General features: G+C 46.7%; 15 protein-coding genes. 5 read left to right on the top strand and 10 right to left on the bottom strand.

The genetic code is table 11. The annotated features are described in order from the left end of the window. Nucleotides 1–296 precede the first annotated feature (296 nt). Nucleotides 297–1,634 carry an MFS transporter gene (locus tag PAHA3_RS03550; RefSeq protein WP_062833501.1) on the bottom strand — a complete coding sequence of 446 codons (1,338 nt, stop codon included), beginning with the start codon at nucleotides 1,632–1,634 and terminating at the stop codon, nucleotides 297–299. 257 nt (nucleotides 1,635–1,891) lie between these two features. Between PAHA3_RS03550 and yhbH the strand changes: the two genes are divergently transcribed. Both yhbH and PAHA3_RS03540 read left to right on the top strand, forming a co-directional pair. Next, on the top strand, nucleotides 1,892–3,061 hold the full coding sequence (yhbH, locus tag PAHA3_RS03545; RefSeq protein WP_062833500.1) for a sporulation protein YhbH: 1,170 nt from the start codon (nucleotides 1,892–1,894) through the stop codon (nucleotides 3,059–3,061). After that, nucleotides 3,058–4,494, top strand: coding sequence for a SpoVR family protein (locus PAHA3_RS03540; protein WP_062833499.1), 1,437 nt, complete (start codon nucleotides 3,058–3,060; stop codon nucleotides 4,492–4,494). Before yhbH ends, PAHA3_RS03540 begins: the two co-directional genes overlap by 4 nt. Before the next feature lie 93 nt (nucleotides 4,495–4,587). On the opposite strand, the gene PAHA3_RS03535 is transcribed toward PAHA3_RS03540, so the two are convergent. The 5 genes from PAHA3_RS03535 to PAHA3_RS03515 form a co-directional block, all read right to left on the bottom strand. Further along, a complete protein-coding gene (locus PAHA3_RS03535; protein ID WP_062833498.1) occupies nucleotides 4,588–7,068 on the bottom strand; it encodes an EAL domain-containing protein in 2,481 nt (826 codons plus the stop codon). 267 nt (nucleotides 7,069–7,335) lie between these two features. Beyond that, nucleotides 7,336–10,629, bottom strand: a complete 3,294-nt coding sequence (locus tag PAHA3_RS03530; RefSeq protein ID WP_062833497.1) for an endo-1,4-beta-xylanase — start codon at nucleotides 10,627–10,629, stop codon at nucleotides 7,336–7,338. A 415-nt stretch (nucleotides 10,630–11,044) separates the two neighbouring features. Next, entirely contained in the window at nucleotides 11,045–12,052 is a 1,008-nt protein-coding gene (locus tag PAHA3_RS03525) for a LacI family DNA-binding transcriptional regulator (RefSeq protein ID WP_062833496.1), read from the bottom strand. Nucleotides 12,053–12,181: 129 nt separating this feature from the next. Beyond that, nucleotides 12,182–13,189 (bottom strand): globin-coupled sensor protein, encoded by a 1,008-nt coding sequence (locus PAHA3_RS03520; RefSeq protein WP_062833495.1) that lies wholly within the window; start codon nucleotides 13,187–13,189, stop codon nucleotides 12,182–12,184. Between the two features lie 243 nt (nucleotides 13,190–13,432). Next, a complete protein-coding gene (locus PAHA3_RS03515; RefSeq protein ID WP_062833494.1) occupies nucleotides 13,433–15,328 on the bottom strand; it encodes a PrkA family serine protein kinase in 1,896 nt (631 codons plus the stop codon). A 361-nt stretch (nucleotides 15,329–15,689) separates the two neighbouring features. Between PAHA3_RS03515 and PAHA3_RS03510 the strand changes: the two genes are divergently transcribed. Continuing rightward, nucleotides 15,690–16,535: a DUF2161 domain-containing phosphodiesterase gene (locus PAHA3_RS03510; protein WP_082762704.1), complete on the top strand. Its 846-nt coding sequence runs from the start codon at nucleotides 15,690–15,692 to the stop codon at nucleotides 16,533–16,535. Nucleotides 16,536–16,644: 109 nt separating this feature from the next. Here the strand turns inward: PAHA3_RS03510 and PAHA3_RS03505 are convergent, their stop codons facing one another. From PAHA3_RS03505 to PAHA3_RS03495, 3 genes are all read right to left on the bottom strand, one after another. After that, nucleotides 16,645–17,271 (bottom strand): FMN-dependent NADH-azoreductase, encoded by a 627-nt coding sequence (locus PAHA3_RS03505; RefSeq protein WP_062833493.1) that lies wholly within the window; start codon nucleotides 17,269–17,271, stop codon nucleotides 16,645–16,647. A gap of 187 nt (nucleotides 17,272–17,458) precedes the next feature. After that, nucleotides 17,459–18,682 carry an aminotransferase-like domain-containing protein gene (locus tag PAHA3_RS03500; protein WP_062833492.1) on the bottom strand — a complete coding sequence of 408 codons (1,224 nt, stop codon included), beginning with the start codon at nucleotides 18,680–18,682 and terminating at the stop codon, nucleotides 17,459–17,461. 135 nt (nucleotides 18,683–18,817) lie between these two features. Next, complete coding sequence (locus tag PAHA3_RS03495; protein ID WP_062833491.1) at nucleotides 18,818–19,474, bottom strand: response regulator transcription factor; 657 nt, start codon at nucleotides 19,472–19,474, stop codon at nucleotides 18,818–18,820. Between the two features lie 439 nt (nucleotides 19,475–19,913). On the opposite strand from PAHA3_RS03495, the gene PAHA3_RS03490 reads away from it, so the two are divergent. Both PAHA3_RS03490 and PAHA3_RS03485 read left to right on the top strand, forming a co-directional pair. Then, nucleotides 19,914–20,324 (top strand): uroporphyrinogen-III C-methyltransferase, encoded by a 411-nt coding sequence (locus PAHA3_RS03490; RefSeq protein WP_062833490.1) that lies wholly within the window; start codon nucleotides 19,914–19,916, stop codon nucleotides 20,322–20,324. Further along, the gene (locus PAHA3_RS03485; protein ID WP_062833489.1) at nucleotides 20,321–21,385 is read left to right on the top strand and encodes a phosphodiester glycosidase family protein; all 1,065 of its coding nucleotides are present in this window, start codon (nucleotides 20,321–20,323) and stop codon (nucleotides 21,383–21,385) included. Before PAHA3_RS03490 ends, PAHA3_RS03485 begins: the two co-directional genes overlap by 4 nt. Before the next feature lie 305 nt (nucleotides 21,386–21,690). Here the strand turns inward: PAHA3_RS03485 and PAHA3_RS03480 are convergent, their stop codons facing one another. Further along, nucleotides 21,691–22,707, bottom strand: a complete 1,017-nt coding sequence (locus PAHA3_RS03480; RefSeq protein WP_062835958.1) for a LacI family DNA-binding transcriptional regulator — start codon at nucleotides 22,705–22,707, stop codon at nucleotides 21,691–21,693. Nucleotides 22,708–22,767 lie beyond the last annotated feature (60 nt).

Raw genomic sequence — 22,767 nt, 5'->3', positions numbered from 1 at the left:
ATTTTACCCAAGAGTGATGCAAAATACATGTATTCTTTCGACAACTCTCAGATACGTTATGTATTCATAGTTTTACTCTATGATACAAAATGTATCATGTCAATCTTTTATTTTCACCTTTTCATAAATTGTTACTCTTTCACTGTATTCTGCTGTCTGTCGTTTAAGCACTTATTCATGAGCAATTCTGAGTAGGATGCACAAACGCGAATAAGCTCCAGACATGTTCTGTGAGGAACAATGCCTGAAGCCACAAGAGTATCCATTAAGGAATTAGTATGAAAACCGATGAAAAACTAGCCCGTAAACCTTACATTTGAACCTTTCCCAACAGCTCCGATACGCCCTTTTCGCTCTTCTTCCTGATCTGCCAGTGTAGCATCCTGCATCCCCTTTTGTACCTTCACGGTTAACAATACAGCAATTCCAGCGACGAAAAAGAAGATGAGTGACAGAATGCCCCAACGCGTGGAACCAGTGATCTGCCCAACATAACCAAACACAAACGGACCGAAGATCGAAGAGAATTTGCCTGTAATATTCACAAAACCAAAATACTCTCCCGTTCTGCCAGCTGGCATCAGATTGCTAAACAGGGAACGAGCTGTGGATTGACTCACACCCTGCACGACACCAACCAGCCCAGCGAGTATATAAAAGTGGCTCGCTTGTGTCATGAAATAACCAAGAATCACAATACATATGTACACGGATAAACTCACGATCAATACCTGCTTCGCTCCCCAGCGCTGTGCCCATGCTCCCAATAACAAGGTGCACGGAAATCCGATGAACTGTGTCAGCAGTAGTGCGAGCATCAAGTCGGCTGTACCAATGCCAATACTTGTCCCATAGATCGTAGCCATCAGAATGATGGTATTAATGCCGTCATTAAAAAACCAGAAAGCCACCAGCATACGGATTAACTGGGGAAAACGGCGCATCTGACGGAAGGTTTGCCGCAGTCTGCGAACGCCCACCACGGCGTACCCTTTCCATGATCCAGGCATGTCCGGTGATGCAGGCCGTCTCGGAGCATGGCGAAAGATCGGTATTGAGAACAGTAACCACCACAACGATACGGAGATAAACGCAAGCCTTGTACCTGCCAGTGTACTGCTCATCCCAAACCAGCCCGGTTGCTGTATCATCAGCATGTTTACGACAAGCAGCAAGCCTCCTCCAATATATCCATAGGCATAACCTTTGGAGGATATCATGTCCCTGCGTTCCACGGGAACCAAATCCGGCAGCATCGCATCGTAAAAGGTGTTACCACCCGCAAAACCAATGGTCGAAATGACCAGTAACGCAGAAGCAAGGAGCCAGTCCCCTTCTCCAATTGCGCTGAATCCCAATGTAGCAAAGATGCCTATGATTGCAAATACACGCAGGAAGTCACCCTTCCGTCCTGACAAATCAGCCAACGTACCAAGCAACGGTGTTAACAGAGCTACGCACAACATGCCAATGGAATGTGTATAGGCCAGGTAGGAGGCAGCGGTATCCGTATCCAGCGTAGCTGCAGCCACCGAAGCATAGAATACAGGCAATACTGCCGCCAGTACTGTTGTTGCATACGCCGAGTTGGCCCAATCATACATAATCCAAGCCTTGATCGCCTTTTTATTCACATGAATCCTTCCTTTACATGCATCTCTATTATTTGATCAATGTCTTTCTCCTATTGTAAAGGAAGGATATCACACTTGTTCACTGTTTATGTAAAAAATGGAGCAGGTTCTATTCTTAAGACTCATCTTACCTCAGAGGTGAACTTGCGTAATTGTATCATTTTATATCCACTCTCATCACATATCGTCCTCGCCCGTGAATATACTTAATTACCGACAGGCCAAACTGTGCCGCGTAATCAATGGGGGGTGCCTACATGTCAAATTCACACCAGCCTTACTCGTTCGTCGTGTCGAAGGAAGATTGGTCGCTTCACCGCAAAGGGTACCAAGACCAGCAGCGCCATCAGCAAAAGGTGAAAGATGTCATCAAGCAGAATCTGCCTGATCTGATCACGGAAGAAAACATCATCATGTCTGATGGAAAACAAATCATCAAGGTACCGATCCGCAGTCTGGATGAGTACCGTTTTGTGTATAACTACCAGAAGCAAAAACATGTCGGCCAAGGAGACGGTGACAGTCAGGTCGGAGACGTCATCGGTCGTGATCCCGCTGCCTCGCAGAAACCCGGTAAAGGCGAAAAAGCTGGTGATCAGCCTGGTCATGATATTGTGGAAGCCGAAGTTAGTATTGAGGAACTGGAAGATATGCTTTTCGCTGAGCTGGAATTACCCGATCTGAAGCAGAAAGATAAAGACCTGATTGAGACACATACGGTGGTATTCAACGATATTCGCAAAAAAGGCATGCAGTCCAATATTGATAAGAAACGTACCATAATGGAGAATCTGCGCCGCAATGCAACGACCGGCACACCAGGCATCCATCACATCAGTCCGGATGACCTGCGCTACAAGACATGGGAAGACAAAATCATTCCACAATCCAATGCCGTTATTATTGCCATGATGGATACATCCGGGTCCATGGGTTCATTTGAGAAATACTGCGCGCGCAGCTTCTTCTTCTGGATGACTCGTTTTCTACGCCGCCAGTATGAGAAGGTCGAGATTGTTTTCCTCGCCCATCATACGGAAGCCAAGGAAGTGACCGAAGAAGAGTTCTTTACCCGTGGCGAAAGTGGAGGCACCATCTGCTCCTCTGTATATATGAAGGCGCTGGATATTATTGACAGTCGTTACCCACCTTCCAGCTACAATATCTACCCATTCCACTTCTCTGACGGGGATAACCTCACCTCGGATAACGAACGGTGTGTGAAGCTGATTGGTGAGTTAATGAAGCGCAGCAACATGTTTGGGTACGGCGAGGTGAATCAATACAACCGCAGCAGCACACTGATGTCGGCTTACCGTCATATCAAGATGGATCAATTCATGTATTATGTGATCAAAGAAAAAGGCGAAGTGTACAAAGCTTTGCGCAGCTTTTTCCAGAAAAGGGAAGGAGGCAGCGTTAGATGACAGATGAGATCCGCGACCTAGAATACGCCATTGCCGAGATTATGGAGATTGCCGATGGATTTGGCCTGGATTATTACCCCATGCGGTACGAAATCTGCCCATCGGATATTATTTATACATTTGGAGCCTACGGCATGCCGACCAGATTCAGCCACTGGAGCTTCGGCAAAACATTTCATAAGATGAAAATGCAATATGATTTTGGACTCAGCAAAATTTATGAGCTTGTCATTAACTCCAACCCTTGTTATGCCTTCCTGCTGGATGGAAATTCTCTGATTCAGAACAAATTAATCGTAGCCCACGTACTGGCGCACTGCGATTTTTTCAAAAATAACGCCCGCTTCTCCAAATCCAACCGTAATATGGTCGAAAGTATGGCCGCTACAGCGGATCGGATTAGTAATTATGAGATGGAGTACGGAACGGAAGCGGTTGAAGCATTTATCGATGCCGTGATCGCAATTCAGGAACATGTGGACCCACAGCTGATTAAACCCCGCCATTTGGACAAACAACGTTACATGGAGATGAAAATGCGGGAGCAGCGTGGTGAGAAAGCTCCACGGCCAGAAGGTCGCTATGATGATTTATGGTCACTTGACGTCGTGCAGGCCGAAGAAGCACCAGCCGAAGGCATACAGGTCCATCATTTCCCTCCTGAACCGGAGAAGGATGTTATGTGGTTTATTCAGGAATTTTCGGAAGTACTGACCGACTGGCAGCGGGATATCATGAGTATGATGCGTGAAGAGATGCTTTATTTCTGGCCACAGATGGAAACCAAAATCATGAACGAAGGCTGGGCATCCTACTGGCATCAACGCATTATACGCGAGCTCGATCTGAACAGTGAAGATACGATCGAATTTGCCAAACTCAACTCATCCGTGGTGCAACCATCCAAACAAAGTCTGAATCCGTATTATCTGGGACTGAAGATTTTCGAGGATATTGAACGCCGCTGGGATAATCCAACCCGTGAAGAACAGGAACGTTGGGGTCGTAAACCGGGGCAAGGTCGTGCCAAAATGTTCGAGGTGCGTGAATTCGATTCCGATACCTCCTTTATCCGCAATTACATGACCAAGCAATTAACCGAAGACCTCGACCTCTACGTATTCGAGAAAAAAGGCCCGGACTGGAAAATTACCGATAAGGCCTGGGAAAACATACGGGATCAGCTCGTATTTTCACGTGTCAACGGGGGATCCCCTTATCTGGTCGTGCAAGATGCTGACTATTTGCGGACCGGAGAACTCGTGCTCAAACATCAATATGAAGGCATCGAGCTGGATCTGAAATATATGGAACGCACCCTGCCTTATCTATATCGCCTCTGGGGACGCACGGTGCATGTGGAGACACGTGTCGAGGATAAACCGATCTGGTTTACGTATGATGGCAAGAAGCACCACCGCAAGTTTTTGTGAGGTTTTGGATAAAGACTATCAAAAGATAAGACACCAAAAAAGCGGCAAGTTCCCGACATACACGGGGACTTGCCGCTTGGCATATAAAAGAATTTAGGATTGTACCGGTGGTGTACCATTAACCTGCAACCGCAGCGGTACAAAAAAGTCATGCTCCACTTCACTTGCCGGCAAAGGACGACTGAAATAATATCCCTGAATCTCCCGGCAGTCATTCTGCATCAAAATATCCAGTTGACCTTTCGTCTCAATGCCTTCGGCAATGACTTCCATCTTGAGATTCTGTGCCATTGATATAATGGTCGCCACAATCGCCTGATCACTGTGACTCTCTGTAATGTCCGTCACGAATGAACGATCAATCTTGAGCTTGTGAATCGGGAAATGCTTCAGATAACTCAGTGAACTGTATCCCGTACCGAAATCATCCAGGCTGATCTTGACACCTAGCGCCGTTAGTTCGTTCAGGATCGCCGTGGATACTGTTGCATCCATCATCATGCTCTCTGTAATCTCCAGCTCCAGATATCGAGCATCCAGCCCTGTCTCATGGAGTGCATTTTTGACCTGTTCTACCAAATTGGATTGATGGAACTGCTGGCTGGACAAGTTAACCGATACCGGAATGAGTGGTCCACCACTGGCATGCCAGAGCTTCATCTGCCTGCATGCTTCGCGCAGAGTCCAGTTGCCAATTTCATAGATCATGCCCGTCTCTTCTGCAAGCGGGATGAACACATTGGGTGCGAGCAGACCTTTGAGTGGATGATTCCAACGAATAAGAGCCTCCACACCAATCATGCGACTATCCTCGGTACGAATCTGTGGTTGATAGTACAAGACCATCTCATCGCGCTCCAATGCTTTACGGAGGTAACCTTCCAGTTCAATACGTTCATAGAGTTCCGAATCCAGTTGAGCGGTGTAGAACTGAAAACCATTCTTGCCGTTCTTCTTCACTTCATACATGGCGGAGTCCGCATGTTTCAGCAAAGCATCCACGCCTGCGCCATGATTCGGATACATCGCAATTCCGATACTGGCTGTCACGTAAAAGTCATTCTCCTTCAAGCGGTAAGGTAACTGAATAGCTTCCACAATCTCTTTTGCAAGTTCTGCCACGCGTACCTCTGTCGCTTGATCATGGGTTACAACTAATGTGAACTCGTCACCACCCATGCGGGCCAGCATAACATTCTCCATAGCCAAGGGATCAGAAGCTTTTATAGCTGCCATGATCCGGTTACTAACTTCTCTTAGAAATACATCCCCAATGGAATGTCCCAGCGAGTCATTAATCATCTTGAACCGGTCTATATCCATGACCATAACGGCAAATGAATTTCCTTTTCCTTCTGAATCTTGAATTGTATAAGCCAGCACTTCATCCAACTTGCGCCGATTGGGCAGCCCCGTCAACGGATCATGCAAAGCCTGGTGACGAATGTTCTCCTGAGCCTGTTTCTCTTCCGTAATGTCCTTGATCAGAATGTGACTTCCCACATGCTTACCATCAATCACAACAGGAACTACAACAATACTAAGGTCCAGAAGTTCACCCTGTATGTCTCTCATCTTGGCCATGTAGTGCGCCTGCTCCATCCCATTATCATCCCAGTCGATGGAATCAAATTCACTGATCCATTCGATATCAATCCGTTGAGCAATCTCATCAATGGAACGATCCATGACTTCTTTTTCAGGATATCCGGTGATCGTCGTTACAGCCGCATTAATGCCTTTGACAATACCTTCCTTATTCACTGAAATAATGGCATCCGAATGGTTATGATACAGGGCCTGGTACCACTGCTCATTCTCATGAATCCGTCGATCTTTCTGTGACATTCGCTGATTGATAAATATGCCAAACAACGTCAAGCCAAGTGCAATAAATGTGCCCGATGCGATCAAATAGGCGAGAATACCTGGCTCAATCTGCATCCCTGAACTAGTCATCGACCCATCTGAATGATGAAAATGCGCAGCTGACATTCCGGTATAGTGCATTCCGGATATCCCCACACCCATAATGAGACCGCTCCCCATCTTGTAAACCCAGGTATGTCTGGATTGACGATAACGGAAGAAAAACATGAGCCACAATGCCGCGAATGAAGCAATGGCTGCAATCAGAATGGACAATACCACTCTGCCCGCCTCATACGTCACAGGAGTCGACATCGCTGCCATGCCCACATAATGCATCGAGCTGATCCCTGCTGTCATAAGTACTCCAGCAATCATGAGCTTGCTTATCTTGCCGGATTGTCTACCCGCAATGTTCAAGGCCACACCTGATGCGATAATAGCAAGCAGAACAGATAGAACAACCTTACCGGTGGAATAGGAGACCTGCGTAGGCAGAACAAAAGCCAGCATACCTACGAAATGCATGGACCAGATTCCCAAACCCATGGAGACTGCGCCGCAGGTAAGCCATACACTCCGCGCCATCCCACTAGTCCGGCTTACACGACCCGCAAGGTCAAGCGCTGCGTACGAAGCTAGCGATGCAATAATATAGGATAAAATAACAAGTTCTAAGTTGTACGTACCATGTAGGTGCTCCACTCACTCTTTCCTTTCAACCGGGAAATGCCTCATATGTATGCAAAAATGTAAAAAAGAAGCGAGTGCGCTGTCTGGATGACAGGCACTCCCTCCGCATCATTTGACTTGTGAACACAGACTTAGTTCAAGCCGGTGTCATACATCGGAACCCGTTTAATATCAATGTATATAGTCTAAACGTCCTAGCCTTGAAAATCAACACTTTTTTCCAGAAATACGGATGTTAAATACCTGACATTTTCGTATTCAAATCCATATCTGAATATTCTATTTGCGAGTCAGTAACAAACTCCCAAAACCGGAAGTATCTCGATAAGAATTACCTGATGCATCACTCCAGATGGAGACACTGCTTCGCTTGCCATCCCCGGCGCCATCATCATTAACCTGAAGATCGAATCCGATCCATCTTTTCCCCTCAGCAAGAACACTCTCCAGTGGGATCGCCGCCTCAACTATATAGCCCCCACTTGTTAATCGGGTGGCTGATTTGAAGCTTTCTTTCCGTGCATTTCCTCCAAAAGAACTCTCATTATCAAAGTTAACCCGGTACTGGGCATCATCCTCCTGGTAGTATGTTGTCTGATCTTTGCTCGGGTCGATAAAAATCTCGATCGAATCCTGCTCATGGGCATTAGAACTTAATTTGCTTCGCAAAGGATCTTTCACATCTGCCAATACGTACAGGTATTCCTCATCCCATAACAGATGTGCAGTCGCCGTTGCACCGGAGTTTCCGACCACCCAGATATCCGTTTTAACTGATGCAGCCTTTTTCCAAACGTTATCCTTTTTCGCATCAATGACAGGTTTGCCATAAGTGACCTTGGTTTGTTTCAAGACAGAACCGAGCTTCAGTTTGCCTCGGTTGGCTGGTTTGTCGGGTTGCTGATTGGAAATATCATTCCATACGATCGTAGCTGTCTTTCCAGCAGCATATTCGTCCGTAATCCGAAAATCCAGAGACAAGATCTGGCCTTCGGTAAGTGAAGCAGCTGACATAGGCAGTGATGCGTATACAACATAACCGTTTTTTGTCTCCTGTACGTTGTAAGTATTTTTATCTTTGCCTTTACCGCCATCCCGTTTAAATGTATATTGACCATTTGCAGACGGCGGATTTTTTTTCTTGGCAGACAGATCAGCTTCAGAAGTTGCAGCGCCTGTCCCCTTGACTTCTTCCGCGAGGAAAACCTGCACCTGATCCCCTTTGCGACGTATGGTATCCTTCACTTCCACTCGTAAATTCACCTTTTTGGCATCCCACATCATACGAGCCTCACCCGTAACCGCAGATGTACCATCTGCCAGATGATTAATTTCAAGTCCTTTTACAGCACCCCAAAGAATATCTTCCTGTCCTTTGTGATTCGGGAAAGAAGGGCTGGCCTTCAATGCTGTCCATTCATTACGATAGATCGGAAGGGTGGTAGGGTCCACCAGTGCCCAAAATGCCGGTTTTGCTTTTAATTTACGATCAAATAACAATGGTGCATCTTTGCGTCCTTTGACTGGATGATTATCAAGCCATGTACCATCATCCGCAAGTCCCCATACTGTAACACTGTCCATTACGCCGCGTTTTCCCAGCTCGTCGAACAGGTCGAACAGTTCACGATAACGGTAAGCTTGTTGCAGCATTAATTCATCTGTGACAGGCATCTCCAGTTCAGAATTACTCGAATAGATCGAAACGTCCAGCTCTGTAACCTGTACATTTACACCCAGAGCGATCACTTTCTCAAAAGCCTCACGAATGAGCTTTACATCCGGTCCGTACATGGATACATGCATCTGGAATCCAACCGCATCAATCGGTGTTCCTTTGGCAAGCAGCTTCTCTACAAGCTTCACCATATCATTCACCTTGTTTCCATTGCCTTCCATTCCATAGTCATTAATCACCAGTACAGCATCAGGGTCAGCCTCACGTGCATATCGGAAAGCTAGCTCAATGTAATCACTGTCATCTCCGTCGCCATCCACATCCCCAATAATATCTCTCCACTTGGAATTACTTGCCTCATTCCGCAAGCCGCCTCCGTCTGAGATGACTTCATTGACGACATCCCATGTATGAACCTTTCCTTTGTACCGGGTCACGATGGTTTGAATATGGGTTTTCATCCGTGCAAGCAACTGTTCCCGCGTGGCAGGTTTCGATGCATCATTTGGATCGGTAAAGAACCAGTCCGGCACCTGACTATGCCATAACAGTGTATGACCTCTTACCTCCATGTCATTTGCTTCGGCGAAGTTCACCAGACGATCCGCCTCTGACCAGACAAACTGTCCTTCCTGAGGCTGCATCGCATCCATTTTCATGAAGTTCCCAGCTGTAATACTATTAAAATGTTTCGTCAACAACTGGGAATGCGGATCTTCGGCATCCATTGCAGACTGGTCGATTGCCGCTCCCATTGCATAGTGTTGTCCCACAACATCCACTAGATTCGGAATGTTCGGCTCTATTTCAATTTTTTCGGCTTCCGTGATTAGTACATCATCCACGTAAAAAGTAATCGTATCCGCCGGCGTCACTTCCGCTGACGTCTTCCAAGGTGTCTCTGCATACATGCGGAATCCGGTGATGCCGCTATTTTCTCCGGGGATCACCACATCCGCCTCGATTTTTTTCCACTGTCCTTTGTTCAGAGTTGCAGAGGCAAACGTAGCATATTCTCGACTTGAAGCGTCGTTATTGTACTCTTTCTCCAATGAACCGTTAATAACCTGACTCGCAGGTCCTTCATCATACATCGCCCAGAACGACACATGAACGGTACTTCCCTTTTGCAGATGATCCAGCACCTCAATCAGTGGTCCGTGGAACGTCTCTGTCCGGGACGAGGTTTTCAGGCTGTGTGTGCTGTTATGACCGATGCCAGTTACTACCTCCAAATGCTCACTGCCCCGTGAACGCCAACTGCCAAGGTTCCCGTCTTCAAAATCAGCCGCAAACAGTTGTGCGCCAGGTTCGCCAGGCTCACCCGGATTCTCTGGTGCAGGTGTCACCATCCGAACGTTGAACGCATCCAGCAGGTATGCACTGGTGGGATCGCCACTCTCCAGATACAACAACAGATCGGTTCCTTGCTGGAAACTGTACTGACCCTGCAGTTTGACCCACTCCTGATCCGTCACTTGCTGAGCTGCATTCACTTGATCGTACTGCGCAGGCTCGTTGCCATCCCGACGTTCCACCGTAAATTTCAGATTGGCAGGTACGGAGCCTGGGACCAGCTTCACATAACCGGAGATCTCAACTACTGCATCCTTCTCTACTACACCTGTCAAAGATAATGCAGGGCCATGCCATGCCGCTGTTCGTCCCGTGGTCTGAAGTGAATACGCCCCTTCATATGCCTGATCTCCGGTAGCCGCGACGGTTACTCCGCCTCTCGCCGTCCACCCTTGAGTCGTACCATCCTCATACGAGTGAGCCAGTAACATATCCCCGGCTGCTGCAGCATTCACACGTGATCCTTCTGTACCGATACCTGGTAACAAACTGAAAACCATCACAGCTACCAAGCATAACCTTAACCATTTCCCGCGCATTCCATCTCCTCCTAGTAGGTTCATGTCAACGTCCTATGACTCTGCCAAGCGTTGGGCCTTTCACAACAATGTACTGCATACATGGATATACTTGTTGATCATTACGCTGGCAACAATCTTCATTGTTGCACGGATGGCATCAGGGACACCTGATGCATGGTCATCAACCTTTACGAGTGAGTATGACTTTTGCCACTCATACTTACTTTTTCGATATTAAGTAAGCGGTTACAAATAAATTTATGTTATTATACCTTTTATTGTCAATACACATAATAAGTGAAAATAACACCCCCTTTAAATTGTTGTTAACCCTCTATCCAGCGGTGAAAATCAATGAACTATCTATTATCATCATAACAAGACGATACGATAAAAAAGCACAGCCTATGGCTGTGCTCTTGTTTGTTCCAAATTATGATTCATTGACTGGTGCTGTCGTCTGACGGATAACCAGATTGGAGGGTTCCGTAACAACAGGAGGAGAATACGCCGGATTTTCGATCATGGCAATCAGATATTCAATGGACTTAATGCCAATGGAATAGATATTCTGATTCACCGTGGTCAATCCTGGTTTGAACACCTCGGCATAATACGTGTTGTCGAATCCAACAACCGAGATATCTTCTGGTACACGCAGTCCATGCTTTTCAATCTCATGAATCGCACCAAAAGCAGACATATCCGAAGCACAGACAATCCCCGTTGGTTGATCCTGAAGTGCCAACAATCGTCGGGCAGCCTTGCTTCCCCCGTCGAATGAATAATCGCAGACTTCCAGATATACCGTAGAATACGGAATACCACATTCTTTCAGCCCTTCCCGATATCCTTCCAATCGCAGATTGGCTACGGCAGGTCCAAGGGTGCCTGAAATATAGGCAATCTTGTGATGCCCAAGCTCATGCAAATGTTTGACACTCATGGAGATCCCGTTTGCGTTATCCGTTGTAATGTATCCGGCACGCTTACCTAACATATCTGTATCAACAAACATCGTCGGAATCTCTGCATCCACCAGTTCCTGAATACTCGCGTTTTCTCTGCCTTCCCCGAATACTACAACGCCATCCACATTACGGCTGCGGCAATGTTTGATGAACGAGTATGTCGGGTCATCGAATCGAGTAGACAACCGGACCAGATCGTATCCACTGTTCTCCAGCGCTGTCTTGATCCCTTCCAGCAACTCCGACACAAACGGGTTCGTAAACGGAACTGTTAACAGTACACCCACCGTCCATGAACGGCGTTTTACAAGTCCACGTGCGACCACATTGGGTTGATATTTCAATAATTCGATGGCTATATTGACTTTTTTGCGCGTTTTTTCACTTACATCGGGATAATCGTTTATCACTTTGGAAACGGTTGCAACAGATACTCCCGCTTCCTTGGCCACATCATGGATAGAAGCCATCTGATCACCTCAACCTCTTTCAAATCCCCTGTCTCCGGCTGCATTTTCTATAACATCGGCAGGTTTGTCTACCCATTATAGCTTAAAACAGCCTGAAACGGTATGGAAGCTTCCTAATGGTTTTAACGTCTATTCCTGCTGTTCCAGTTTCTTCAAATCCAGAGACAGTTTCTCCATTGTTGTCGCAAATACAGCGAGTTCAGCCGAGCGTGAAGCTTGGCTCCGAGCACCGCGGGACGTATGATCCGACTCCTGCTGCACACTGCTCAGTTTCTTCATGATCTGCTCCAAATTAGACTGAATTTTACCCTGGGCATCTCGGGAACTGGCTGCAAGCTTGCGCACCTCACTGGCGACCACTTCGAAGCCTCGTCCAAACTCTCCTGCATGAGCAGCTTCAATCGCTGCATTCAGACCGACAAGATGACTCTGATCCGATATCTCGCGAATGAGTTCACCCATTTTTCCAATCTGATTGATCTCCCCCGTCAATTCGGTAAGCAGAACTTGAGCCTGATCCTGAGAAGCCGCTGTTTCCTTCGCTACACTCGAGATCGCCAGGGCATTTTCATTTAATTCACTAATCATGCCCGTAAGTTCTTGCGTAATCTGCGTGATCGCCTGTAATGTATGTTGTTGATCATCGGCAAGCTGTGATAACTTTTCTTTTTCCTTCTTCTCATAGGCCTCAAGGACAAGCTGTGAATCCAGATTGAACATTTTGCTAAGCGCCTGGATAACAAGATGCCAGGAATCAGGGATAACCTGTTGGAATATGCTTGTTGCGATATCTAGGTAGACCATATAAGTGCCCAGATAATAATCCTCGGACAAACCAATACGGGAATGCACAAGTCCAATCGCAATCCGTTGCTCAATATATGCGTCGTCAACGACCCCGTCCGTCATCGATAACCAGTACATCTTCTGTGTTTCTTTGAGACGATCAATCGTAGAGAATCGGGCAATCAGATCTACCAATTCAGGATAATTTCCCACATGATTGTAGAAATGATCTACCACTTCATTAACGACTTTTTTAAAAACAGGCCGATGATCGGCAAGCAGGGCTAAATCCCCTGCGGTTAATCCCATGTAATCAAGTTGCTTCTGTCTTGTTGCGGAAATACTGCTCATATCTGGTTCAGTCAGCTCCTTAATAAACACTATATTACTTTAAATTGTAAATATATGTATCGATTATAGACTAAAATACCTAAATATACATATACCATTAGAACTAATTCTCTTTAAAATTAACCTTATTTGTCAGCTTTTTAGATGTATAAGATCCTCATCGAACTAAAAAGGCCCCGACCCTGCTGTGAAGGAGCCTCACAGCAGGCATCAGGAGCCTGATCCGGAATGGTTCGTTGCCGATTAGCGATTAAGCAGACTGCCCACATAACGTAGCAGTTCATTCGCACTGGCTGCGGTATATCCATGTTCCTCAATTAACCGTTTGATCACTTCATTCATTCGTTTCAATTGTGTGGCATCCGGTGTTTTGGTTGAAGTTGTGATCTTGACGATGTCTTTCAGATCGGTAAACAACTTCTTCTCAATCGCTTCACGCAGACGATCATGGCTGCTGTATTCAAACTTGCGCTCCTTGCGGGAGTATGCCGAGATTCGAATCAAAATCTCTTCCCTGAACGCTTTCTTCGCATTCTCGGAGATCCCGATCTGCTCTTCAATGGAACGCATCAAACGCTCATCCGGGTCCATCTCTTCATCCGTGAGCGGATCACGAATCTTGGACCAGTTGCAGAATGCTTCGATGTTATCGAGATAATTCTCGAATAACGTTCTGGCTGACTCCTCGAACGAGTACACAAATGCTTTCTGTACTTCCTTCTTGGCCAGTTCATCATACTCCTTGCGTGCAAGAGCGATAAAGTTCAGATAACGCTCCCGCTCTTCCTTCGTAATCGAAGCATGCTGGTCCAGACCGTCCTTGATGGCCCGCAGAATGTCCAGCGCGTTAATGCACTGAAGATTTTGCTTGATCAAAGCACTGGATATCCGGTTGATGACATACCGTGGGTCAATGCCAGACATCCCTTCATCCAGATACTCATTTTGCATCTCGCGCAGATCGGCTTCTTTGTATCCTTCCACTTCTTCACCATCATACATCCGCATTTTTTTCACGAGATCCATGCCCTGTTTCTTTGTTTCCTTCAAGCGGGTAAGTATGGAAAAAATGGCTGCAGTCCGCAGTGCATGCGGTGCAATATGAACATGCTTCATGTCACTTTGTTGAATCAGCTTGGCATAGATTTTCTCTTCCTCGGACACCTTCAGATTGTACGGAATCGGCATGACAATCATCCGGGATTGCAGCGCCTCATTTTTCTTGTTGGAGATAAAGGACTTATACTCCGATTCATTCGTATGCGCCACAATCATTTCATCCGCACTGATTAGGGCGAAGCGTCCTGCTTTGAAATTACCTTCTTGCGTGAGCGACAAGAGATTCCACAGGAATTTCTCATCACATTTCAACATCTCCTGGAACTCCATCAGCCCACGGTTTGCCTTGTTCAGCTCCCCATCAAAACGATAGGCACGTGGATCGGATTCGGAACCAAACTCCGTAATGGTAGAAAAGTCGATACTACCGGTCAGATCGGCTATGTCCTGTGATTTCGGATCAGATGGACTGAACGTTCCTATCCCCACCCGATTATCTTCGGAAACAAGGACTCGTTCCACGGGCACCTTGCTGATATCACCACCATATTCGGTACGCAGTCTCATCTGGCAGGATGGGCAAAGGTTGCCCTCAATGCGGACTCCAATTTCCTTTTCCACTTCAGGACGAAGCTCCAATGGAATCAGATGCAGTGGTTCCTCATGCATCGGGCATCCATCAATAGCGTATATGGCACCTTTCTCTGTCCGCGAGAACTGTTCAAGCCCCCGCTTGAGCAGCGTCACCAACGTCGATTTACCTCCGCTTACGGGACCCATCAGGAGCAAGATCCGTTTACGTACATCCAGACGGCGTGCTGCCGAGTGAAAGTATTCTTCGACCAGCTTTTCAATCGATCGATCCAGTCCAAATATCTCCTGTTCAAAAAACTTGTACCGCTTATGCCCACCTACTTCTTCCACGCCAAACGATTCAATCATCTCATACACTCTGGCGTGAGCCGTCATTGCCGGAGTCGGGTCCTCTCTCAGCAGCGCAATATAATCTTCAAATGTTCCGTTCCATGTCAAACGGTCACTCTCTGCCCGATGTTCCGCAACGCGTTCAAAAATATTCATGCTTGGTACCTCCCATGGCTCCTTTAGTGTGATTGTCAACCATTCCGAATGGTATGAAGAAATCAATAGAATTGCGGCTCCTGCTTGAATACCAATCTCGCGGTCCTGTGTAGTCCCGCCACCCTCTGTCCAAACGTCTTGTTTTGTTGTGAAAAGTGTATTACATACCTATGCGGCAATTCGGATAAGTTGACCTCTTTTTTTCAATCAACCACTTCGAATTTTGGCTTTTCCCTGTTCTATCAGACATCTTGTGCCCTCAGAAAAAAATGAACGAATATGATATAATGAGGGTTCTAAATTCAGGAAACCGGACAACACATGGTCAAAGACAGGCCACTTCAGGAAAGGAGTACGGACGATGGCTGTGCAATACGAAACTGAATTATATTCGCCTGTGAAGGCTTTCTTCGAGCAGCGCGGCTTCGACGTCAAGGCGGAAGTCAGACATTGTGACCTCGTAGGGGTCAGATCGGACCAGGACGAACCACTCATTGTGGAAATGAAAAAAACATTTAACCTCTCCCTGTTGTTGCAGGGCATGCAGCGATTGAAGCTTAGCCCGTTTGTGTATCTGGCCGTCGAGCGCAACCGTAGCAAACGCGGAGCCGTGAACCAACGCTGGAGCGAACTGACCGCACTATGCAGACAACTCGGTCTTGGGCTGCTGACTGTCACATTTTACAAAACCAAAGCTCCCTTAATTGATGTACTGTGCGAACCATCTGCCCAGACGGCCCTCACTAGCCACAATCAAGTTACCCGCAAAAGCGGCATTCGGCGGAAACGTTTGCTCAAGGAATTCGACGAACGCAGTGGAGACTACAATACGGGAGGCAGTACACGCAGACAGCTGGTCACCGCATATCGTGAGAAGGCCTTACGTGTCGCATCCGCTCTACGGACGAACGGAGAATCCTCTCCCGCCAACCTTGCCAGACAGACAGGTATAGGCTCTGCAGCGGCGATTCTGCAAAAAAATTATTATGGCTGGTTTGAACGCCTCTCCCGCGGAAAGTATATTCTGACGATCAAGGGAGTACAAGCGTTAACCGAGCATGCACACATGCTTGAGGATAATGATATGATCGAACGAACCATGAATGAACTTGATGTAACATATTATGTATCTGGTGAGAACCAGGACGACCTTGCGCACATCGCTGAAGCAGCGGAGCAGTACTTGAAAAATACAGGCCATATCTAATTCGGAATCATCTGGCGTATCGTATTCAAAAAAATGAGAATACAAAAACACCTGTAATCTCCAGTGGAGAATACAGGTGTTTTTGTGTGTACTATATAAAAGAATGCTATTAGAATTTCACAGCTACTTCGGAAGCCAATTTCAGACCTGCAGTAACGATTTCTTCAGCACGATCTGCAGCAGCGTTATGTCCTTCAACGATAACCAGCTCAGGGTTTTGAATGCCCCAGAAAGCCAATACGTTAGTTACATATTTAACAGACATTTCAACAGAAGCCATAGGCTCTACGGAATAAACGCCACCACGTGCGTTCAACAATGCCACTTTTTTGTCGCCTACGAGACCTACAGGGCCTTCAGCTGTGTATTTGAACATTTTACCAGCTTGGCTCAGGTAGGAAATGTAGTTCACCAGTGGAGCAGGAACAGTGAAGTTCCAGAGCGGGAATGCAAATACCACTTTGTCTGCTGCCAGGAATTGATCTTGCAGTTGTGCAGCCAGTGCTGCAGCTTTTTGCTCTTCAGCAGTTGCTTCAATGCCGTTTGCTGCTTTGTAGCCACCTGTAATTACAGTGTTGCCATAGTAAGGAAGATCTGTATTGTAGAGATCCAGCTCAGTAACTGTGTCACCTGGGTGGGACTCTTTGTATGCGCTCAAGAATGCATCGTACAATTTAACGCTGACTGCTTGATCTGCAGGACGGTCATTTGCTTTAACGAATAAAATATTAGACATGTTGAATTTTCCCCCGTTAGATAAAATATATGAGTGCTCTTTCTGAATTCACCACAATTGCAGCTTATATAAAGAAACCAACAACTCATTAATACATATTATATATAAAAATGTTAGTGGATGCAATAACGTAATCACTAAGTTCATGAACCAATTTGCATTTTGCTACAATCTATTTTGATTCGACTCAGCTGCGAGCCGTAAATTCGGATATGGCTTCACTGATCAAGTTCATGCCGAGCAGCAATTCATCGCGTCCCGGATGGCTAAAGTTCAATCGAATGTAACGTTGATCCTGTACACCTGTGGAGCATAGCGAGCCTGGAAGAAAAGATACACCTTTGGGCAGAGCCGCCTTGAGCAGAGCGCCACTATCCAATCCTTCCGGCAACTGTACCCACAGATACATACCGCCCTCAGGGATGTTGTACTGACATCCTTTCCAGCCCGGTCTCTTCAACAATTCAAGCATCAGTTTGAGCCTTGTCTTATATTCCCGGTTCAGCATGGACAGGTGATCACTCCATCGAAAAGGGGAATGGGCGAGCAGTTGATACAACAGCCGCTGATTCATCGGACTGGACTGACCATCTGCAATCCGTTTAACGGAGGCCATGGCCTGAATCAGCGCAGGATGTCCAGCAGCCCATCCGGTCCGAAGAGCGGGCGCTACCGTTTTGCTAAACGAACCGATGTAGAGAACATGTCCACCCTGGTCGGCAGTATCCAGTGCAAAAAGTGAAGGATATTTACGATAGAATTCCGCCGGCTCAAGGCCATCGAAATGAAGCTCTCCGTAAGAATCATCTTCCACAAGCAACACACCATAGCGCGAACACAGCTCAAGGACAGCCTCCCGCCGCTCCATACTCCACAGAGCACCCGTCGGATTCGAGAAGCTGGGTGCAGCAAAAAGCAGCTTCGGTCTCACCTGCTGCATGTGCTGCTCCAAAAGGTCTGGCAGTATCCCGTCCCGATCACCCATTACGGGTACAATCTTGGCTCCTTGCATCTCCAGAACCTCTAAACAGCCTGGAGATGTGGGATGTTCCACCAGTACGGAGTCCCCTGGCTCAAGTAATAGACGCATCACCAGATCGATGGCCTGCTGGGTACCAGTTGTCAACAGAATCTGCTCGGGTACCGTTCGTATGCCTTTGCGTGCATTCCAGTCTTTGTTCAACCACTCTCTCAAGGGTGTGTAGCCTGCTGGCTCTCCATATTGCAATGCGGAAGGGCCTGAACTAAAGACAGACACCGCTGCTTCTTCCAGCAATTTGAAAGGAAACAATTCCTCCGCAGGCAATTCCTCTGCCAGAGAAATGAAATAATCCCTGCCAGACATCTCACGTATATCCCTCAGCGGTGATGACAAAAGCCTGTTGGTACGGGAAGCAAAGAAATATTTCATCGATCCGATCCCCTTTCATCCCTATCGAAACTGAACTCGCAGTTCGCAGCCCTACAACCTATTCCTGCTCGCCATCGAATATGACCGGATGCACACCTGACCTGTTATGAGGATGGGAAAAACTAAACCGGTTCGTCAGGATACCGTCTTCGCCTGCCTTGCATGCAAGGCATAACGTTCAATGGCCTGTGCTCTGCTGCTTACTTCCAGCTTCACGTATATTTTACGCAGATAATTATCAATCGAGCGCCTGCTAACGTTGATCTCACTCGCTATTTTATCATAGGTTACACCCTGAACAATTCTTTCCATGATAAAAGTTTCGGTTTCGGTTAATTCAATGACACGTTCTTCGGTTGGAGACTCGACGGGTTGCGCCCACTCCGCACTGTTTAACCACGATAATGGAATGGATACATGGCCCTCACGTAACCCCGAGATCAGATGAATCAGCTGGCTAGGGGAAGCCTGTTTCGATAGCATGCCGCTTGCACCAAGACTCATCAGATGACGAAACAGCTTCACATTGTCTTCATCTGTCAAAATGATGATGTGACTATGTGCCGACAGATTCTTCATCTGGGCAATATATTGATCTGCCTGGCCCTCTGGAAGTCGATAATCCATGAGAATCAGATCAGGCTGGTGAATATTCACCAGATCGAGCCCTTCTGTTCCGGTCGAAGTCATGCCACGTACCGTCAGATCCTGCTGCTCTTCCAAAATCAATTTTGTACCGAGCATGCTGGTGGGGTGGATATCTACGATGACCACCTGCCATACTTTTTTCATTGTTGTTCCCCCTGTTATGTATTGGACAAATAACTTCTACCTTCTGCCATGATGGTTCCACTGTCTATGCGACAGTCCGAGTATAGAAGAAGCATAGGTCGGATTATGTCGAAAAACAGAAAAATACAGGGTAAACTTGCTAAATAAGCTCTATTTTCACTGTATTTTGTCATAAAAACACCATGACGTTCATCTTTCCATGCCCGGAAAGGTCAAAATATAGTATAAATTTCCTGCATTTCTATCTAAAAAAGTCGAAAAACCTGCCCAAAGTTCCTACTTATTGCATCTATAAGAAATTGTATCCTAGGACTTCCTTCCGATGCAATCTCTTTTTACTCTATTAAGTAAAGAATTTCATTTTTGCGTAATCAATAGGGGCATGATAGAATGAGGACTGGAAAAATTTTTGTACCTATAAATGACCAGGAGTGATGATATGAAACCATCTGCCCCGCCCTCTGACATCCATCACACCCGGAGCGCCAAAGGCAAGGCCGGATCTTCAATCAAGCTGTTTCTGGTAATGTGGATTGTTCTCATTGCACTCGGAGTCGTTGGAACCTACTATTATAGTAACCATCTCCAGCAACAGATGATTAACCAGCTTCAGGCCCATAATCAGCAGCAGATTGCAGCGCTAAAAACCGACTACGAAAAGCAGCTAACAACGATATCGAAGGAAGTCGCAGACCTGCAAGGACAGGTGCAATCCTTCAATGAATTGCTGACTTTTACCAAGGATAATGCAAGTGACAAAACGGATAACAGCAACAAACTGTATACCCAGCTGAGCGAAGTCAAAAAACAACTGGAGACACTCCAGAAAAAGATGGACCTGCTCAAATGATTACACCCGTCAAACAGGTTAATCGTTTTTTTATGCTTGCACTCGCTCCTTTTGTTGGATTGATATTATGCCTGCTGCTGCTTCGTCCTCCACTTGAACCCGGAGGTTTGATTCCTGCCGAACTGTCAGAGGATACGATTACACCCCGGACCCAAGCAATTAGCCAAGAGCTTGCAGGGGCTAAAGACGCTGCTGTCCAAACTTCTTCTTCTATTAAAAGAACGACGCAGCTCTATAATAAAACAACGAGTACGATGTCTACACTTGTGCAGAAGGCTACTGCTCAGGCGGATCGCCCAGAAACCATTTATAACAAGCGGATTTCGGCCAAGCTGGGCGTTCCATTTGAACGGGTAGACAGTGACCGATTGACAATTGAAATGTATAGAGTCAATCCTGGCAGCTATAAGGGCTATGCCATGAAGATTAAGCTTAAAGATCCCACGGCCATGCAGATGGCTCTAGACAGCGAACCTGGACGATCTGAGACGACCATGCAGGCTGTGAAACGTAACGGTGCAATTGCCGGGATCAATGCAGGGGGATTTGCTGACAGTGGTGGCAAACGTTATCCGCTCAGCACCACCGTCATGGACGGGAAATACGTGAATGGTTTTCAGGCCAGTTTCAAAGATCTGTTCTTTGTAGGACTTAATGATGCCGGCAAGCTGGTCGGAGGCAAGTTCTTCGACAAAAACTCCCTGGATCGCCTGCAACCGCAATTCGGGGCTACCTTTGTGCCGGTACTACTACAGAATGGGCGCAAAACCGCGATTCCCGCCAAGTGGAAGGTATCACCCAAACGAGCGCCACGTACAGTCATTGGCAATTATAAAGACGACCAGTTATTGATCATTGTGGTCGACGGATATAATGAGGGTGGAAGTTCCGGTGCTACCCTTGAAGAGTTGCAAGGACGGTTGTACAAGCTTGGGGTCATCGACGCCTATAATCTGGATGGCGGTGGATCTTCCTCGCTTATTCTGAATAATCGGGTTGTGAATAACCCTTCAGATGGCAGCCTCAGACCGGTACCCACACACTTTTTATTTTACAAATAATAGGGTGAAGCATTTCTTTTCTACCTATAATGGTTATAATAGAAGAAAATGAGCTTGTGCAGGAGGTGCGAAGGGTATGTCGTTTTCACTGACATTCTGGATTATTGCAGTCGTATTGACTCTCTTCATTACAGGCATTCTCACTTCATCCTACAACAATGACAAAACAAAAGGTCTGTAAAGGCCAAGCCTCTCTCCGGAGAGGCTTTTTTAATGTTTTAATGCTTTATCCTCGAAATAGCAAGAGACAAGGCTTAAAAGAATGATGCAATTCTTCTAAGCCTTGTCTCTTGCTGTATTCGGGATCAATAGCTAACCGCCCGGTCATTCCGCATGGATATCACAGAATCAGACTGAATAGGTCCACTCACTGACCCACCTTCAACCAATGTCACGTATATCCGTTCATGGTCTACGGGTTCTCCGGCGATAATCTTGATCAATTGTTCAGCAGCGAGCGATCCCCACTTGCGTTTGGAATAATCAATGCTTGCCAATCTCGGCTGCACGTATTTGCTTAGTTCAATATTATCGAATCCGATGACATCAATCTCCTGCCCAACGCCAAGTACACTTTCCGCCAGACGATCACACAGGCCAATAGCCATCTCATCATTGAGGCAGAATACCGCTGCGGGCCCATCATACGCCTGCACAATCTGATCTGCGGCTCGTTCTCCACCACTCTTCTCAAAATCACCCGTGATCTCAATCCATTCCACATCGGCTTCACGTTCAGCGACCTGTCTTACAGCCTTCATCCGCTGCACAGAGTCAAACGAACCTTCCGGTCCTGTTACCACGTAGATCTTCTTGTGTCCCTGTTCAATCAGATGTTCCATCGCAAGTGTCGCCCCGGCTTTGTTATCCAGCAGAACCTGATTAATGTTGGGATGATCCATCTCACGGTCCAATACAACAATTTTGTGCCCTCGATCGGCATATTGCATCAGTTCTTCACTTGCAAAGGTATGATCCAGAATGATTGCACCATCAATCATCCGTTCCGGAAGCATGCGATGGGATTGTTTACCGCTGCACACGATCAGGTCATAACCTTGGGCATTACATACGGCTTTCATGCCACTCAGCAAGTCTCCATATACATCTCCGCTAAAATCGGTCAAGAATACACCCAGAATTTTGGATTCCCTCTTCTTAAGTGTTCTTGCAGCGGCATTAGGAACATAGTTCAGCTCTTTGGCAATGGCCAAAATTTTGGAACTCGTCTCATCGGTCACTTTGTTGCTGCCATTCAGCGCATATGACACGGTGGAGATGGAAACTCCCGCCTGTTTGGCGATATCCTTGATACTGACCACATTCTTCGCTCCCCTGTTATGTTTGTCAGGCCTTCCATAGCGAAAGGCCTGACACATTAC

The sequence above is a fragment of the Paenibacillus amylolyticus genome, assembly GCF_001570725.1.
Classification (GTDB): Bacteria; Bacillota; Bacilli; order Paenibacillales; family Paenibacillaceae; genus Paenibacillus; species Paenibacillus amylolyticus_A.
The sequence above is the reverse complement of the archived record's forward strand: the minus strand, read 5'-3'. Positions and strand labels throughout refer to the sequence as shown.